The sequence below is a fragment of the Photobacterium sp. WH77 genome (assembly GCF_022014395.1).
Lineage (GTDB): Bacteria > Pseudomonadota > Gammaproteobacteria > Enterobacterales > Vibrionaceae > Photobacterium > Photobacterium arenosum.
On the sequence record NZ_JAKLTE010000001.1, the window covers coordinates 273,424 to 288,540 of the forward strand.

14 protein-coding genes are annotated in these 15,117 nt (G+C 51.6%); 11 read left to right on the plus strand and 3 right to left on the minus strand.

Annotated elements, in window-relative coordinates:
• The first annotated feature begins 11 nt into the window (after positions 1 to 11).
• The 6 genes from rbfA (at position 12) to L6J37_RS01215 (ending at position 5,693) form a co-directional block, all read left to right on the plus strand.
• Positions 12 to 413 carry a 30S ribosome-binding factor RbfA gene (rbfA, locus tag L6J37_RS01190; RefSeq protein WP_192015587.1) on the plus strand — a complete coding sequence of 134 codons (402 nt, stop codon included), beginning with the start codon at positions 12 to 14 and terminating at the stop codon, positions 411 to 413.
• On the plus strand, positions 413 to 1,372 hold the full coding sequence (gene truB / locus L6J37_RS01195) for a tRNA pseudouridine(55) synthase TruB (protein WP_192015588.1): 960 nt from the start codon (positions 413 to 415) through the stop codon (positions 1,370 to 1,372). The genes rbfA and truB overlap by 1 nt, the downstream gene beginning before the upstream one ends.
• A 137-nt stretch (positions 1,373 to 1,509) precedes the next feature.
• The gene (gene rpsO / locus L6J37_RS01200; RefSeq protein ID WP_027253065.1) at positions 1,510 to 1,779 is read left to right on the plus strand and encodes a 30S ribosomal protein S15; all 270 of its coding nucleotides are present in this window, start codon (positions 1,510 to 1,512) and stop codon (positions 1,777 to 1,779) included.
• Between the two features lie 294 nt (positions 1,780 to 2,073).
• Positions 2,074 to 4,185, plus strand: a complete 2,112-nt coding sequence (pnp, locus tag L6J37_RS01205; RefSeq protein ID WP_192015589.1) for a polyribonucleotide nucleotidyltransferase — start codon at positions 2,074 to 2,076, stop codon at positions 4,183 to 4,185.
• 148 nt (positions 4,186 to 4,333) lie between these two features.
• A complete protein-coding gene (nlpI, locus tag L6J37_RS01210; RefSeq protein ID WP_192015590.1) occupies positions 4,334 to 5,248 on the plus strand; it encodes a lipoprotein NlpI in 915 nt (304 codons plus the stop codon).
• A gap of 82 nt (positions 5,249 to 5,330) precedes the next feature.
• A complete protein-coding gene (locus tag L6J37_RS01215; RefSeq protein WP_237793828.1) occupies positions 5,331 to 5,693 on the plus strand; it encodes a hypothetical protein in 363 nt (120 codons plus the stop codon).
• 74 nt (positions 5,694 to 5,767) lie between these two features.
• On the opposite strand, the gene L6J37_RS01220 is transcribed toward L6J37_RS01215, so the two are convergent.
• Complete coding sequence (locus tag L6J37_RS01220; RefSeq protein ID WP_237793829.1) at positions 5,768 to 7,123, minus strand: GntP family permease; 1,356 nt, start codon at positions 7,121 to 7,123, stop codon at positions 5,768 to 5,770.
• A 317-nt stretch (positions 7,124 to 7,440) separates the two neighbouring features.
• Between L6J37_RS01220 and L6J37_RS01225 the strand changes: the two genes are divergently transcribed.
• Both L6J37_RS01225 and L6J37_RS01230 read left to right on the plus strand, forming a co-directional pair.
• The gene (locus tag L6J37_RS01225) at positions 7,441 to 9,009 is read left to right on the plus strand and encodes an acyl CoA:acetate/3-ketoacid CoA transferase (protein WP_237793830.1); all 1,569 of its coding nucleotides are present in this window, start codon (positions 7,441 to 7,443) and stop codon (positions 9,007 to 9,009) included.
• Between the two features lie 158 nt (positions 9,010 to 9,167).
• Positions 9,168 to 10,115 carry a LysR family transcriptional regulator gene (locus tag L6J37_RS01230; RefSeq protein WP_192015594.1) on the plus strand — a complete coding sequence of 316 codons (948 nt, stop codon included), beginning with the start codon at positions 9,168 to 9,170 and terminating at the stop codon, positions 10,113 to 10,115.
• A 16-nt stretch (positions 10,116 to 10,131) separates the two neighbouring features.
• On the opposite strand, the gene L6J37_RS01235 is transcribed toward L6J37_RS01230, so the two are convergent.
• Entirely contained in the window at positions 10,132 to 12,171 is a 2,040-nt protein-coding gene (locus L6J37_RS01235) for a putative bifunctional diguanylate cyclase/phosphodiesterase (RefSeq protein ID WP_192015679.1), read from the minus strand.
• Between the two features lie 554 nt (positions 12,172 to 12,725).
• Between L6J37_RS01235 and L6J37_RS01240 the strand changes: the two genes are divergently transcribed.
• The 3 genes from L6J37_RS01240 to rimI are packed head-to-tail and all read left to right on the plus strand — an operon-like array spanning position 12,726 to position 14,112.
• Positions 12,726 to 13,235, plus strand: a complete 510-nt coding sequence (locus tag L6J37_RS01240; RefSeq protein WP_237793832.1) for a GNAT family N-acetyltransferase — start codon at positions 12,726 to 12,728, stop codon at positions 13,233 to 13,235.
• A gap of 27 nt (positions 13,236 to 13,262) precedes the next feature.
• Complete coding sequence (locus L6J37_RS01245; RefSeq protein WP_218383357.1) at positions 13,263 to 13,664, plus strand: DNA polymerase III subunit psi; 402 nt, start codon at positions 13,263 to 13,265, stop codon at positions 13,662 to 13,664.
• Entirely contained in the window at positions 13,657 to 14,112 is a 456-nt protein-coding gene (rimI, locus tag L6J37_RS01250) for a ribosomal protein S18-alanine N-acetyltransferase (protein ID WP_237794026.1), read from the plus strand. Before L6J37_RS01245 ends, rimI begins: the two co-directional genes overlap by 8 nt.
• Positions 14,113 to 14,114: 2 nt before the next feature.
• Here rimI and L6J37_RS01255 read toward each other — a convergent pair whose 3' ends face one another.
• Positions 14,115 to 15,023, minus strand: a complete 909-nt coding sequence (locus L6J37_RS01255; RefSeq protein WP_218383355.1) for a LysR family transcriptional regulator — start codon at positions 15,021 to 15,023, stop codon at positions 14,115 to 14,117.
• Between the last annotated feature and the right edge of the window lie 94 nt (positions 15,024 to 15,117).

The window sequence follows — 15,117 nt, forward strand, 5'->3', positions numbered from 1 at the left end:
GAGAGAATCAAATGGCTAAAGAATTCAGCCGTACACAACGTGTTGCTCAGCAGCTGCAAAAAGAGCTGGCAGTGATTCTGCAACGCGAAATTAAAGATCCCCGCATTGGCATGGCGACAATTTCCAGTGTGGAAGTCTCCCGTGATATGGGATACGCCAAAGTTTATGTCACCTTCCTGACTATCGGTGAACAAACACCGGAAGACAGCCTGGAAGCGTTGCGCGAAATGGCACCTTACATTCGTTCACTGCTGGGTAAGCAAATCCGTCTGCGAGTGACACCTGAGTTGAACTTTATTTTCGACCAGTCACTGACCGAAGGCATGCGCATCTCCAACCTGGTAAGCAAGGTTGTTCGTGATGACGAAGCACGCCGCGTTGACGAACCTAAGGATGAAGGTGAGGATAGCTGATGGCGCGTCGTCGTAAAGGGCGTCCGGTAGACGGTGTTCTGCTGCTGGATAAGCCGGGCGGCATCACATCAAATGATGCCCTGCAAAAAGTAAAACGTATCTTTTTTGCGGAAAAAGCAGGCCATACCGGCGCTTTGGATCCGCTTGCGACGGGTATGTTGCCAATCTGCCTGGGGGAAGCCACCAAGTTTTCCCAGTTCCTGCTGGATTCAGATAAGCGTTATCGGGTCATCGCCAAGCTGGGCGAGCGTACCAATACCTCGGATTCGGATGGCGAAGTGGTCGAAACGCGCGAAGTGAAGGTAGACCGTGGCCTGCTGGAACGTTGTATTGCCAAGTTCCGTGGGACAACCAAGCAAATACCGTCTATGTTTTCGGCGCTGAAATATCAGGGACGCCCGTTGTACGAATATGCCCGTGAAGGCAAAGAAGTACCCCGTGAAGCCCGCGATATCACAGTGTATGAAATCTCACTGCTGCGCTTTAGCGACAACGAAGTTGAGATGGAAGTCCATTGCTCGAAAGGCACTTATATCCGCACTATCGTTGATGATCTGGGCGAGATGCTGGGCTGCGGAGCACATGTCACTTATCTGCGCCGTATCGGTGTCTCTAAGTACCCGTTGGACAAAATGGTTACGCTAGAGCAGCTCGAAGCGCTGCTGGAGCAGGCCAGAGAGCAGGATATTCAGCCGAAAGAGCTGCTGGATCCGCTGCTGTTGCCAACAGACTCGGCAGTACAGGATTTACCGGAAGTGAACTTACTGCCGGGTGTCGCCAGTTATGTACTCCATGGCCAGCCAGTTCAGGCCGGTCGTGTTCCTGATGCAGGCACATTGGTTCGGCTGACGGCTGGTGAGCAACGTGATTTTATCGGTGTGGGTGAAATCAATGCCGAAAACATGGTTGCGCCTAAGCGTGTGCTGGCCAATCGTGACAAGGCTGACGAAGAAAAATAAGCCGCTCAGCGGCCTGTCTGGTGAATCATATTCCGCTTGCGGCCTTCCGGACAGGTGCGTATAATTCGCGGCTCGGGTGCCGGCTGAATCAGAGATTGGCTGGCACAAATTTTACTATTTTGTATTAGGAATGAGTTATGTCTCTGAATGCAGAAACTAAAGCAACTATCGTTGCTGAATACGCGCAAGGCGCAAACGACACGGGTTCACCTGAAGTTCAGGTTGCACTGCTGACTGCACAGATCAACCACCTGCAAGGTCACTTTGCAGAGCACAAAGGCGATCACCACAGCCGTCGTGGTCTGCTGCGCATGGTTTCTCGTCGTCGTAAGCTGCTGGACTACCTGAAAGGCAAAGATCTGGGTCGTTACCAGTCTCTGATCGAGCGTCTGGGTCTGCGTCGCTAAGATTGCTGGAAGAAAGGAGCCGATTGGCTCCTTTCTTTTTTGCATCTGTCGGTCGGAGATGCCAATCTCTGACTGGAAAGTTGTTTTAAAACGGTACTGAATAGCGTTCACGAGTCGTTTTCGTCGACCTAGAGGTCGCGGCTATTGACAGAGGCTGCCCAAATCGGCTTTTGCCATTAGTCGCGATGCGTGAAATGTGCTTAAAGTACCCCACTTCACATGACGCTTTTTGCTGTGTCGGATATACTTACAGACGCAAATAGAAAAGCAGATCAATATTTTAAGGAAATTCACGTGAATCCTATCGTTAAAACCTTCCAGTACGGCAACCATACCGTAACACTGGAAACCGGTGTGATGGCGCGTCAGGCTACTGCCGCTGTAATGGCTAGCATGGATGACACTTCCGTCTTCGTTTCTGTTGTGGGCAAAAAAGAAGCGGTAGAAGGCCAGGACTTTTTCCCTCTGACTGTTAACTACCAGGAGCGTACTTACGCTGCCGGTAAAATCCCGGGTGGTTTCTTCAAACGTGAAGGCCGTCCTTCTGAAAATGAAACCCTGACAGCCCGTCTGGTTGACCGTCCAATCCGTCCGTTGTTCCCTGATGCGTTCAAAAACGAAGTACAGGTGATTGCGACTGTGGTTTCTGTTAACCCGGACGTTAACCCAGATATCGTGACCATGATTGGTACCTCTGCCGCTCTGGCTATCTCAGGTATTCCTTTCAACGGTCCAATCGGTGCAGCCCGTGTGGGTTACATCAATGACCAGCTTGTGCTGAACCCAAGTAACAAAGAACTGGCTGAGAGCCGTTTGGATCTGGTTGTTGCCGGTACAGATAACGCAGTTCTGATGGTTGAATCAGAAGCAGACCGCCTGACTGAAGAGCAAATGCTGCAAGCGGTTGTTTTTGGTCATGACCAGCAACAAACTGTGATCAACGCCATCAAAGAATTCGCTGCAGAAGTGGCAACCCCGGCGTGGGATTGGGTGGCTCCGGCTGTTAACACCGAGCTGAAAGCACGCGTGGCTGAAAAAGCAGAAGGTCGTCTGACAGAAGCTTACCAAATCACTGAAAAGATGGCGCGTTACGAGAAAGTGGGCACCATCAAAGCTGACGTGGTAGCTGAACTGCTGGCAGAAGATGCAGCACTGGATGAGCGCGAAGTCCGCGATATGCTGGGCTCTCTGGAGAAGAACGTGGTTCGCAGCCGCATCATTGCCGGTAACCCGCGTATTGATGGCCGTGAAAAAGACATGGTTCGTGCTCTGGACGTTCGTACTGGTGTACTGCCACGTACTCACGGTTCATCACTGTTTACCCGTGGTGAAACGCAGGCGTTGGTTTCTGCCACTCTGGGTACGCAGCGTGACGCGCAGATCCTGGACGAGCTGACCGGTGAGCGTAAAGAACACTTCCTGCTGCACTACAACTTCCCTCCATACTGTGTAGGTGAAACTGGCTTTGTGGGTTCGCCTAAGCGTCGTGAAATCGGCCACGGTAAACTGGCTAAGCGTGGTATCAAGGCAGTAATGCCATCGGTTGACGAGTTCCCGTACACTGTACGTGTGGTATCTGAGATCACTGAATCAAACGGTTCGTCTTCTATGGCGTCTGTATGTGGTACCTCTCTGGCTCTGATGGATGCCGGTGTGCCAATCAAAGCTTCTGTAGCGGGTATCGCTATGGGTCTGGTGAAAGAAGGCGACGATTTCGTGGTTCTGTCTGATATTCTGGGCGATGAAGATCACCTGGGTGACATGGACTTTAAAGTGGCCGGTACTAACGACGGTATTACTGCACTGCAGATGGATATCAAGATCGAAGGTATTACTAAAGAGATCATGCAGATTGCTCTGAATCAGGCTAAAGGCGCCCGTATTCACATCCTGGGTGTGATGGATCAGGCTATCAGCACTGCCCGCGATGACATTTCTCAGTTTGCTCCTCGTATCCACACGATGAAGATCAACCCAGAGAAGATCAAAGATGTGATCGGTAAAGGTGGTGCGGTAATTCGTCAGCTGACTGAAGAAACCGGTACAACGATTGAAATCGAAGACGACGGCACAGTGAAAATTGCAGCAACCGAAGGGACTGCTGCGAAAGAAGCGATTCGCCGTATCGAAGAAATCACCGCAGACGTTGAAGTTGGCCGCATCTATACTGGTAAAGTAGTGCGAATTGTTGATTTTGGTGCTTTTGTTTCTGTTATCGGTACAAAAGAAGGCCTGGTACACATTTCTCAAATCGCTCAGGAGCGTGTTGAGAAGGTTTCTGATTACCTGCAAATGGGTCAGGAAGTACAGGTCAAAGTGCTGGAAATCGACCGTCAGGGCCGCATCCGTCTGAGCATGAAGGAAGCACAACCTGAGCAGGCACCAGCCGCTGGTGAAGATGCTTAATCCATCAGGATAAGCCTGTCTTCATTAAGTAATAAAAGTGGGGCTGTGACAGCCCCTTTTTTATACCAATGAACTATCAAAACCGAATCGCTACCTTTGGCTCATCAAGTGTTGATGGGCGGCAACGGGTTCGCACGGGCAGGGGAGAATGGCATTGTTTGCAAAGAGGTGTAAGTACGTAGCCATTGCGATGGCCGTTATGTTGGCTGGGTGTTCTACGAGTACCTATTCCAGCTGGGAGCAGCCGTTGATTGCGGTCCCGCTGCAGCCAACCATACAGCAACAAATCCAGTTGGCGCGTATTGATCAGCTGTTGGGACGCAGTGATCTTAACGATGAAACCCGTTCGCAGATCTACTATGAGCGCGGGCTGCTTCATGATGGCATTGGCCTGCGTGATCTGGCCCGGCTGGACTTTAACCAGTCGCTGTCTCTGTATCCTGCACAGCCTGATATTTTTAATATTCTTGGGGTGTATTTTACTCAGAGTGCGCATTTTGACGCGGCCTACGAGGCATTTGATTCTGCACTGGAACTGGATGTCAGCCATCCGTTTGCACAGCGAAACCGCGGTATCGCGCTGTATTATGGCGGTCGTTTTGACTTAGCCAAACAGGATTTACTGGCGCATTATCAGCAGGATCCCAATGATCCTTACCGTGCTATCTGGCTGTATATGGTTGAGCTGGAATCAGAGCCGGACAAAGCCAAACAGAGTCTGCAGAACCGGTTTGACCGGGCAGAACGCGAAGACTGGGGCTGGAACATTGCCGGTATGCTGCTTGGCGGCGAATCGGAACAACAGCTTCTCGATGGCATAGTGACAAACAGTGAAACCAATGAACAGATGGCGGAGCGTTTAACCGAGAGCTACTTCTACATGGCCAAGCGTTATCAGCATAACAACCAGTATGCGGAAGCTGTTCAGCTGTACAAACTGGCTTTAGCTGGCAATGTCTACGAGTTTGTTGAGCACAGGTTTGCGACTCTGGAACTCAATCGTTTACTGGCGAGTTTGCAGGGCGAAGAGGATACCATCGGCGGCGTAGGCGATGAACTTTAAGCCGCCCAGTCGCTGAGTTAAGAAAATACTGGCCAGCTGCAATCACTATAGTGTTAGAAAGAGTGCTTTGCAGGTGGCGGTTATGTTCAGGCGTTATATCGCTTTCACGTTAATGGCAATGGTGGCAGTCAGCGTAGCCAAAGCACAGCAGCTCGACTATGTCTACTCGGTATCCACGCCGGGTGAAGGCCGTCTGGTGACTGTCGACAATTACTGGTTGCTGGCATTCAGCCATACCTACGACATTCGCTTACCTGAGCATGTCAGCCAGGGTGAAAAAGTGATGATTGAGATTAAGCAGGATGATAGCTGGCAGGCTGAAGCATTTACAGTTACAGCGATCAGCATTTTTCAGGATTTGTGTCGATTACACCGTCAGCATCCCAGCCAGGATGGCCGTTTTCCGTCAGATGCCATCTATATTCAGCCTTGCCGCAGCGAATAACAGTATAAAATAATTAAGAAAACCGGCTAATAACAACGCCCCGTATTATTCGGGGCGTTGTTGATCTGGGGCTGTCAGACCAGGCCGGTACTGAGGTGTACCACTATGACAGTAAAGGCCGCCATCAGCGGAATCGCCATAGTTACCACGGCAATATCACCATAGCTCTGTCTGTGAGTCAGGCGACAAACCGCCAGCAAAGTAATCACAGCACCACAGTGCGGCAGTGTATCCAGCCCGCCTGCAGCCAGCAAGATCACGCGATGCAGCACTTCAGGGTTTATTCCGGTACTCAGGAAATCATTACCCAGCAGAGCCAGCACCATACCTGTGCCGCCTGACGACGAACCAATAATACCGGCAAGACTGGTCGAGGTGAGCGCCACTTTGAACAGATCCGGAATATCAATGGCGGCAATACCGGCTTTGATAATCACAAAGGCCGACAGGGCAGTAATCACTGCACCATAGCCTACCTCAGAAGCTGTGTTGAAAATGGGTAGCAGAGAGCCCACCGAACCGTCGAAGACGTGCTTGTTGGTATCAAACAGGTAGCGGCGATAGCTCACCAGCATGAAGATAATGGCGATAGCCAGCGCGATGATCACAGGCCAGGTACCGTTGATCCGTGTATCCAGGGTTTCATATTCGGCAATCACAGCGGGTGATTTGAAGTAAATATTGGTCAGTACAAAGTTGATGACGAACACCATCAGAATCGGAACCAGTGCCATCAACACGCTCGGTGTTGCTGTGCTGTCATCCAGATCTTTATCACTTTCATCATGGTCACCGTAATTTTCACCTGTCGCAATGGCCTTCTGGGCGCGGTATTTGATCCACAATACTCCCAGCACCAGCATCATAGTACCGGCCAGCAAGCCCAAGGCCGGTGCCGCGTAAATAGTGGTGCCGAACGGTATGGTTGGCATGGTGTTCAGGTACTGCGGCGTGCCCGGCAACGCCGTCATGGTAAAGGTGAAAGCACCCAGAGTGATCGCCGCAGGCAGCAGGCGCTTAGGAATGCCGGCCGCGCGGAAAGTGGCTGCACCAATCGGATACATGGCAAAGACCACCACAAAGAGTGACACGCCGCCGTACGTCAGCAAAGCGGTAGCCAGCACGACAGACAATATCGCGTGTTTGGTACCCAGATGCTGAATGATAAAACGAGATAAAGCACGGGCGGCACCCGATGCGCCCATCAGCTTGCCAAAGATTGCCCCGGCGATGAAGATGGGGAAGTACAGTTTGATGTAATTGGCTGCGGCAGGCATAAAGACATTAGACAGTGCATACAAAAAAGGGAAATCGCTGGTAAGCAGTGCAGCGGCCATGGCTAAAATGGGGGCGAGGATCAGAACTGACACGCCTCGGTAGGCAAAGTACATCAAACCCACAAGCGTGAGCAGTATCACGGCAACATCCATATTCTCTCTCCGTTTCATGGTTATAGTTGTAACAGGTCGTTAACATCCTAGACCTCTCAGTCGTGATTGAAAACATCACTGGTCGGTCCAATTTTTATATTCAGTGGTAAAGTGCGAGCCGCATCATGCTATACCAGGTGTAAATCGCAGCCCCTGTTTTAATTGATAATGATATTTTTTATTTATTTCAATATTTTATCACGTGTTTGTGGCTGGTTGTGGCCAGTTTCGAAAAACACAATTTCATCTGTAGCTATTAAAGCAAGGGGATGGGATTCATACACTTCAGGCAATTGCACGGTAAAAGGAAGTTGCGCATGGCAGTTACCCAACTTACGGCTGAAGAAGCCGCGGCATGGATCACCGACGGACAGTCCGTCATGCTGGGGGGATTTATCGGTTCCGTGGTACCAGAGTCGATCATCAGGGCCTTGGGTGAACGCTACGACAGCGAAACCTCACCCCGTGATCTGACATTGATCTTTGCAGCCGGTCAGGGAGACGGACAAGGACGGGCGGCGAATCATCTGGCCAGGCCGGGCATGGTTAAGCGGGTGATTGGCGGCCACTGGGGTCTGGTGCCCGACCTGCAAAAGCTGGCCCTGAGCAATGAGATTGAGGCGTACAACCTGCCACAGGGGGTGATTTCACACCTCTTGCGCGATACGGCAGCAGGTAAGCCCGGGACGGTGACAACAACTGGGCTGGGAACCTTTGTCGATCCCCGGCTTGAAGGCGGCAAGATTAATGCGATAACCCGCGACGATCTGGTGTCTGTGCTGGAGATCAATGGTGAAGAATACCTGTTCTACCAGCGTCTGCCGGTGGATATGGCGATTTTGCGCGGCACAACGGCAGATGACAACGGCAATATCACGATGGAAGATGAGTGTCTGGTGGTGGAAAATCTGGCCGCAGCGCAGGCAGCCCGTAATCAGGGCGGCAAAGTGGTCGTGCAGGTCAAACGGCTGGTGCCGGCCGGTACACTCGATCCTCATAGCATCAAAATTCCGGGCATTTTTGTCGACGCTATTGTGCTTTGCAATGATGAAGCGGAACACATGCAGACCTTTGCCACCCGTTTCAATCCCGATTTTGTCGGACGGGCAGGTTCAGGCGAACATCAGGTAGAGCACCGGGATAGTCTGCCGGAACAACTGGATGCCAAAACCCTTATTGCCCGCCGCGCCGTGCAGGAGCTGACGCCCGGCGCTGTACTGAATCTGGGGATTGGCGTGCCTGAGTACATTGCAATTGTTGCCGGTAAGCTGGGCATCCTGGATACCATGACTCTCACCGTCGAGCCCGGCGCTATCGGCGGTCTGCCGGCCAGCGGGCTGGATTTTGGTGCCAGCAGGCACCCGCAGGCCATCATTACTCAGGATCAGATGTTCGATTTTTATGATGGCGGCGGGATCGATCAGGCCTTTCTCGGCCTGGCACAGTGCTCTGCCCGCGGCGATATCAATGTGTCCCGTTTTGGCGATAAATTGCCGGGCTGTGGTGGTTTTATCAACATCAGTCAGCATGCTAAGTCTCTGTTTTTCTGTGGCACTTTTACAGCCGCTGGGTTGGAGATCGCCGTCAGGAACGGCGAGCTGCATATTCTGAAGGAAGGGCGTCAGAGTAAGTTTGTTGAGACAGCTGAACAGATTACGTTTTCCGCTTCACGGGCCATCCAGACCAGGCAACCGGTGCGCTATATTACTGAACGTGCCGTGTTCCGGCTTGAACCGCAAGGTCTGGTGCTGGAAGAAATTGCGCCAGGCGTGGATCTTGAGCGTGATATTCTGGCGCATATGTCATTCACTCCGGTGATTGATCCCGGTCTGAGCTTGATGTCAGCAGAGATATTTTCTCCTCAGTTCGGGCAGAAAACCGTTTAAATAGCGGGATGTGGATCATAAGACTGTGAAGCGAGCTGTAAGACGAGGTGCCGGTGTTAGTTCAGCCAGGATTGCGCAGGCATTATTGAGGCTCATTAACCCCGGTCCTTGCCTGAAAAACGGGGTCGGGTGGGAGTTCAAACCATAAGGAATGTGCTATGACCCAGTCACTGGTCGGGATTAATCCTCGCCAGCAACAATTAGATAAAATCGTGTTTTTCTGTTCCGTTATTCAGCATGGCTCGTTTCGCGAGGCTGCGGAAGTGTGGGGCATTTCCGCGGCGGCGGCCAGCCGATGGGTAAAGGAGCTGGAAGGGCTGATGGCCGTCGAGTTGATCAAGCGCAGTACCCGCCAACTTGTACCGACGGATGCCGGAGAGATGCTGTACCGTCGTTTTTCTTCCCTGTTGCCGGAAATTGATACCATCTGCGCTGAAGTGGGCAGTATGGCAGATGAACAGCGGGGAATTATCAGTATCTCATCGACACCGCTGTACGCCAGTTATTATCTGCGTGAAATCATTGCGGAATACATGGAAATGCATCCCCAGGTGAACTTTCGTTTGTTTATTGAAGCAGGGGAGACAGATCCGTTACATGTGGATTTTATTATCCGGGCCAAAGCGACTAACCGGGAAACCGAAGAGAAAGATTCTTTGCTGATCCGCCGGTTGTTGCTCAGTGAACCGCTATACGCCTGCGCGTCGCCAGGCTATCTGGCACGGTGCGGTAAACCAATGGAACCGGAAGATTTAAGAGATCACCGCTGCCTGTATGCCAGTTCACTGGTTGGAGGCAATCGCTGGTATTTCCGTTTAAATGGTATTAACCGCGCTGTGGCTATCAGCGATGCGCTGGAATGTGATAACAGTGAGATACTGCGCGATATGGCAATCAGAGGAGCCGGTGTTGCCTACTTGCCGCATTCTGTGATTAAGGACGCTCTGGCCTCAGGCGCATTAACTGTGCTACTGACTGATTATGTTGCCAGCCAGTTTGACATCAATCTGTACTTTCGCCCCAGGCATCCAATGCCTGCTCGCTGTCAGGCGTTCAAGGATTACCTGCTGCGCAGGACAGAAGAGATTGTGGCACAGCAAGTATGATGGCTGTGCAGCAGGCTTAAAATCTGCCGCGGAAGTTTTTCATCAGTATGGTTTCCAGATCATTTTTCGGCAGCGGGCGGAAAAAGTGAAAGCCCTGGATGTAATCACAATTGAGATTGGATAGCAGGGCGGCCTGCTGGCGCGTTTCTACGCCTTCAGCGACGACACTCATATTCAGCGACTTACCCAGATTGATGATGTTTTCGATCAGGGTCAGTTGCTTAGGCACAGTCTCCAGATCTTTGATAAATGCCCGGTCGATTTTGAGCTCGTCCAGCGGGAATCGGGCCAGATAAGACAAAGAGGAGTAGCCGGTCCCAAAATCATCAATCGATAGGGCAAAACCGAGTTTTTTGATGGCGTTCAACATTTGTATGGTGTGTTCGTTTTCTCCCAGCATGGCACTTTCAGTCAGTTCAAAAGTGATATCATCCGGGTTGACACCTGTGGCTCGCTGCAAGTCTGAGACATACTGAATCAGGTTGGGATTACCAAATTGCTGGGGTGACAGGTTGATAGCCACCCGGCCCTGAAGGATCCCCTGTCTTTTCCAGTATTTAACTGTGGTGAAGACTTCTTTCATCACAACCTGGCCGAGCTGTTCGATCAGGCCTGAGCGTTCAGCAACCGGAATAAACTGGGCCGGGCTGATGTAACCTTCAATAGGGTGTTTCCAGCGCACCAGGGCTTCGGCACCGTGAATGGAGAAATCCCTCGCACTGACTTTGGGCTGATACCAGACTTCCAGCCCTTTATTCTGTAGGGCTTTCTGCAGTTCAATTTCCAGCCACAACCGCATTCTTGCTTCTTTGTTCATGGTCTCGTCAAAGGTGACCAGACGGTTACGCCCGCGATTCTTGGCTTCATACATAGCGGTATCGGCATGCTGCAGCAGTAAACGTGCATCACTGCCGTTGCCCGGGTAGTTCACCATCCCGATCGAACAGGCCAGATGCTTGCTGAAGTGCATCAGGTCGAAGGGTTGATTGACCAGGGCAATAATCTTTTTCGAGACCTGTTCGCCAATTTCCGCATGGATGGGACCGGGCAGCAGAATGCCGAATTCATCGCCACCCAGATGACCTATCACAGCGTTCTCCGGCAACAACTGACGCAGGCGTTGGGAGATTTCCTGCAGCACCCGATCGCCAATGTGATGCCCCAGCGAATCGTTGATGTTTTTGAAATTATCTATGTCCAGATACAGCATGACTAACGGGGTCTGCCGGTTGATCATCTGTTCCAGACGACGGCTGAATCCGTGGCGGTTATACAAACCTGTCAGCGGGTCGGTATGAATCAGCTGTTCCACCTGTTCGGGTTGGACTTGTTGTGTCTGTGGCTGTCTCAGGACAACCAGACTGGCGGGTGAGCCAACGACCAGGGTGTCTTTCAGGGTCAGCGTCAGTACATTTTCAACCTGACACCGTTGACTGGTCAGGCAATGGTAGGCTTTGCCGTTGCTGAGTTCGGCCAGTTGCTCACCAAAAGGGCGGTTGTTTCTGCTGTCTATTAATAGCTGCCCTAAATCTTCCCCTGTCATGTCATCCGGCGAAGCAAACCCCAGTAACTGAGCGGCCATTGGGTTAGCGGACAACACTTGATTTCTTTCGATCAGCAGGCAGCCATCAGACATGAGCTGGCTGAGCTGGTTAAAGTGGTCTTCATGTTCAGCCACGGCATTGGCAAGGTGTAAGCGTTCAGAGGTATCAATCGCATGCAGAGCCAGGCCGGTAATTTCGCCGCTATCATCGCGCAGTGGTGACACACTGAAATGCAGGCAGGTATGATGCCTGTGTTCATCAAGAATCACATCCCCTTCCACGTATTCGCCGTTCAGGGCGCGTTCGTAATATGGCTGCAGGGTGTGGTAAAAGGTCTCGCCGAGGATTTCGCTATCACGGTGCCCCACCAGTTCTTCCCGGCTGAGGCCGCTGAGCTGACAGTAGTGTTGATTGACCGCGACATAGTGGTGTTGCTTGTCCAGAATGGCGAACAGGAATGGGCTATTGCCTGTCAGTTGAAAAAACCAATTGTTGATGAATTCAGTCGGCATGGCGAAATTGTCTGTTACTGCTGACATCGCTCGGATGTCCCTTTCTGGGTAAGTCGTACCCGTAATATAACGTCAGAAAATGTCTGATTGTCAAAAATTCCTATTTTCATGAGAAAATTTTGATTTGAAATGTAAAAAAATGGATTTATTGACACTGGTTACAAAAAACTGGCCGGCGAAAACGAGACGTATGCATCTAAAATAATGTTTTAAAAGCAGATTACCTCAGCGAATAATCTTTGCATTTTATTGACGAGAAGAAGAAAAGTCCCGTTGGAAAGGCATGACATTGATTATTCATCTGCATCTCTGCGACACAAATACGAATCAGCAAAATATTGACTGACCTGATTCCAGGCGGACGGTTGTAGTGTCAGCAGGGAAGCTATCATTACTATGAATCTGTGCTGATATCCTTTTTCAGCCTCTGTGCTGTGTCTGGCGAGAAAGAGGTTGTGATCACACTAGCCTGGCCGCAAAATAGGGCCGGCTAAATGTGGCGGATACCCGCTACATCCAATGACGGTCTGACGACTGTTTCTTCGAGGATAACTATGCTGATTCGAACTGAAGTGCCGGCGGACATTCTGACTATTGATGCCTTGCTGCGACACACATTTGATACTGAAGCGGAAGCAGATTTGGTCATGACCCTGCGTGAAAATGGTCATATGACGTTATCGCTGGTGGCATGCAATGATGATGGTGAAGTGGTTGGTCATATCTTTTTCAGTCCGGTCACTGTCAGCGGACAGGATTTAGGGTGGCAAGGGCTGGCACCTTTGGTGGTGAAAGCCGAATACCGCGGGCAGGGGATCGGCCAGACACTGATGCGTGAAAGTGCAGAAATACTGGCAGAGCTGGGTTACCCAGTGGTGGTGGTGCTGGGGGATCACAGCTATTACCGTAAAGCCGGTTATGTGACGGCGGCGGAGCATGGCTTGCGCTGCACCTGGCCTGTGCCGGAAGAGGCTTTCATGGTTCAGGAACTGCTGCCATCCACCCTGAGCGGTCATCGTGGCCTGGTTGAATACAGCGCCCCATTTTCCGCGCTCCCGGCCTAACAGAACATCAAAAGCGGTAAACACATCATGCAACAAAGAAACATGCAATTATTGCAGGAAATGGGACTGACGAACTGGCAAATCAGAAAACCTGAGTGTTTTCCTGACTGGGTTCAGTCTGTGATTGATTTACCCGAAACCTGTCAATTGCTGTTTGTGACCGCAGATGAGTTGGATGAACACGATGCCTGGTTGTTCGGCAATATTCTGCGCAGCATGAAGCTGACCCCGGAGCAGGCATTAACTCTGCCACCACATGCTTTGTCTGAGCTGGGTGAGCATCATCTGACCTGGTGCTGGTTTGCCGGTTGCCAGGGCGTTGAGCCGTCCGATTGCCAGATTCTGCACTCAGCGTCACTGTGTCAGATGCATGATAACCCTGCCAGCAAGAAAGCATTGTGGCAGCAGATCTGTGCCTTCAATGATTGAATTCCTGCCTATGACAGCTGCGCACCTTGATGACGTGTGGGCTATTGAGCAACGTTCACACCCGTTTCCCTGGACAGAAAGCCAGATCAGAGAAACGCCATCCCGTATTGCTCTGAATCTGGTGATGCGGGTTGACGGCAAGGTCGCGGGCTACTGTTTTGGCCAGTCTGTGGCCGGTGAAGTGAGCCTGTTTAATATTGCTGTTGATCCTGAGTGGCAGGGGCAAGGGCTGGGCCGTCAGTTGCTGGCGGCGTTTGTGGCTGCCGCCCAAGCGGAAGGCGGGCAGGACATCTGGCTCGAAGTGCGGGCCGGCAATACCAGGGCCAGTCAGTTATACCTGGCCAATGGTTTTGAGCTGGTCAGTCGCCGGCAAGACTATTACCGGGCCGACAGCAGTGTCAGTGCTAACGGCCGCGAAGACGCGCTGATCATGAAAGCGAAGATCTGACGTTACAGAGCGGACGGCTCCTTATACTCAGACAGGGAGTCTGCCAGGCTAATAAAAGCACTCAGATAATCAATATCCAAATCCGTTTCCCTGACCCCCAGGTGAATGTGCTTGTGAATGCCACTTTCGCCCAGCCGCACAGCAACGATCGGCATTTTCTCTTCATATTCTTTGGCCAGCCATTTAGGGAGTGCCGCGACACCGCGTCCGGCCGCTACCATCTGCAGCATAATGTCAGTCGTTTCAATCAGCTTATGTTTACGGGGGCTGCATTTAGCGGGTGTCAGAAACTGGCTATACACATCCAGCCTGCTTTGCTCTACCGGGTAGGTGATCAGGGTTTGATCCAGCAGCATGTCCGGCGCTATGTATTCCTCGTTAGCCAGCGGGCTTTGCGCGCTGACCACCAGCACCTGCTCATAATCAAACACGGGAATGTAGCGGATACCGGGCCGGAGTAGCGGATCGGGCGTGACCAGGACATCGATTTCATACCCGAACAGCGCGCCTAAACCGCCGAACTGGAACTTCTGTTTCACGTCCACATCGACATCCGGCCAGCCTTGCAGGTAGGGATGGACCACTTTGAGCAGCCACTGATAGCAGGGGTGGCACTCCATACCAATCCGCAGTGTGCCCCGCTGGCCGGAAGCGAACTGCTGCATCTGCACTTCCGCATGTTCAAATTGCGGTAACACCCGCTCCGCCAGCCGTAACAGATAAAACCCCGCCTGGGTAAAGTGCAGGCTGCGGCCTGATTTGCTCCAGACTGGCGTCCCTATTTGCTGCTCCAGTTTTTTCATGCTGTGGCTCAGCGCCGACTGGCTTAAATACAATGCCTCTGCGGCGGCCGTCAGCGAGCCGAGCCTGTGTACCTCGCGCAATATCGCCAGATGGCTCCTTTCTATCATAGTGATCCTTAACTTATGATTAGAATTCATTGATTGATGAAATAATGCCATTTTTATTCATCACAATATAGCCATAAGATGCCTTCAATAACTT